Consider the following 2,161-nt stretch of genomic DNA (forward strand, 5'->3'; position numbering starts at 1 on the left):
TGGACGATCAGGTCGATCGCCTTGATGCCGACGAACGGCACCACCAGGCCGCCGAACCCGTAGATCAGGATGTTCCGGCGCAGCAGCGAACTGGCGTCGGAGGGGCGGTACTTGACGCCGCGCAGGGCGAGCGGGATCAGGCCGATGATGACCAGGGCGTTGAAGATGATCGCCGAGGTGATCGCGGACTTGGGGCTGTGCAGGGCCATGATGTTGAGGTGGCTCAGGCCCGGGTAGACGCTGACGAACATCGCCGGGATGATCGCGAAGTACTTGGCGACGTCGTTGGCGATCGAGAAGGTGGTCAGCGCCCCGCGGGTGATCAGGAGCTGCTTGCCGATCTCGACGATCTCGATCAGCTTGGTGGGGTTGGAGTCCAGGTCCACCATGTTGCCGGCCTCCTTGGCCGCCATGGTGCCGGTGTTCATCGCAACGCCGACGTCGGCCTGGGCGAGCGCGGGGGCGTCGTTGGTGCCGTCGCCGGTCATCGCGACCAGCTTGCCGCCCTCCTGCTCCTTCTTGATCAGGGCCATCTTGTCCTCGGGGGTGGCCTCGGCGAGGAAGTCGTCCACGCCGGCCTCGTCCGCGATCGCCTTGGCGGTCAGCGGGTTGTCGCCCGTGATCATGATGGTCTTGATGCCCATCCGGCGCAGCTCGTCGAAGCGCTCCTTCATCCCCTCCTTGACGACGTCCTTGAGGTAGATGACGCCCAGCGCACGCGGCGCGGCCGAGCCGACCCGCGAGGCCACCACCAGAGGCGTGCCACCGGCAGCCGATATCTGCTGCACGAGGTCCGTGACATCGGTACCGACCGTGCCACCGTTCTCGACCACCCAACCCGCGACGGAACCGGCCGCGCCCTTGCGGACGGCGTGCACTCCCGCTGCTTCGTCCAGGTCGACGCCGGACATCCGGGTCTGGGCGGTGAACGGGACCCAGGTGGCGTGCGTCAACTCGCCCTGGACGCGGGCCCGCAGGCCGTACTTCTCCTTCGCGAGGACGACGATCGAGCGGCCCTCGGGGGTCTCGTCGGCGAGCGAGGAGAGCTGGGCGGCGTCCGCCAGCTCCTCCGTCCCGATCCCGTTCGCGGGCAGGAACTCGGCGGCCTGGCGGTTGCCGAGGGTGATGGTGCCGGTCTTGTCGAGCAGCAGGGTGTTGACGTCGCCGGCGGCCTCGACGGCGCGGCCCGACATCGCCAGCACGTTGCGCTGCACCAGGCGGTCCATGCCGGCGATGCCGATCGCGGAGAGCAGCGCGCCGATGGTGGTCGGGATCAGGGCGACGACGAGGGCGACCAGGACGATCAGGGTCTGCGGCGCGCCGGCGAAGCTGGCCATCGGCTGAAGCGCCGAGACGGTGACCAGGAAGACGATGGTCAGCGAGGCCAGCAGGATGTTCAGCGCGATCTCGTTGGGCGTCTTCTGCCGGGCAGCGCCCTCGACCAGGGCGATCATCCGGTCGATGAAGGACTTGCCGGGCTCCGAGGCGATCTTGACGACGATCCGGTCGGAGAGCACCTTGGTGCCGCCGGTCACCGCGCTGCGGTCACCGCCCGACTCGCGGATGACCGGGGCCGACTCGCCGGTGATGGCCGACTCGTCCACCGAGGCGACACCCTCGACGACGTCGCCGTCACCGGGGATGATCTCGCCGGCCTCGATCACGACGTGGTCCCCGAGCCGGAGAGCCGTTCCGGAGACCTCTGCTTCGTTCTGCGAGGCGGGCCAGTTGGTCAGGCGGCGGGCCATGGTGTCGGTCTTGGTGCGGCGCAGGGTGTCGGCCTGGGCCTTGCCGCGGCCCTCGGCGACGGCCTCGGCCAGGTTGGCGAAGATCGTGGTGAGCCAGAGCCAGATGGTGATCGCCCAGGCGAAGACGCTGGGGCTGGCGATCGCCGAGACGGTGGTGACCACCGAGCCGACCTCGACCACGAACATGACCGGGTTCTTGATCATGACGCGCGGGTCGAGCTTCTTCACCGCGTCGGGAACGGCTGCGAGCAGAACCTTGGGATCGAGCAGCCCCCCGGACACTCTGTGCGGCTCGGTGGAGGTGGTTTCGACAGGGGTGGTGGTGAGAGTGGGGGTGGACATCAGTGCAGACCCTCCGCGAGCGGCCCGAGAGCCAGGGCAGGGAAGTAGGTGAGGCCGACGACGATCAGCAC

The 2,161-nt window shown here is 68.7% G+C and carries 1 protein-coding gene; it reads right to left on the reverse strand.

Annotated elements, in window-relative coordinates; genetic code table 11:
* Window positions 1-2,090, reverse strand: a 2,090-nt coding sequence (gene kdpB, locus P3T37_RS36935; RefSeq protein ID WP_280728344.1) for a potassium-transporting ATPase subunit KdpB, incomplete at its 3' end; no start/stop codon positions are given.
* Between the last annotated feature and the right edge of the window lie 71 nt (window positions 2,091-2,161).

It is taken from the genome of Kitasatospora sp. MAA4, from assembly GCF_029893355.1.
Classification (GTDB): Bacteria; Actinomycetota; Actinomycetes; order Streptomycetales; family Streptomycetaceae; genus Kitasatospora.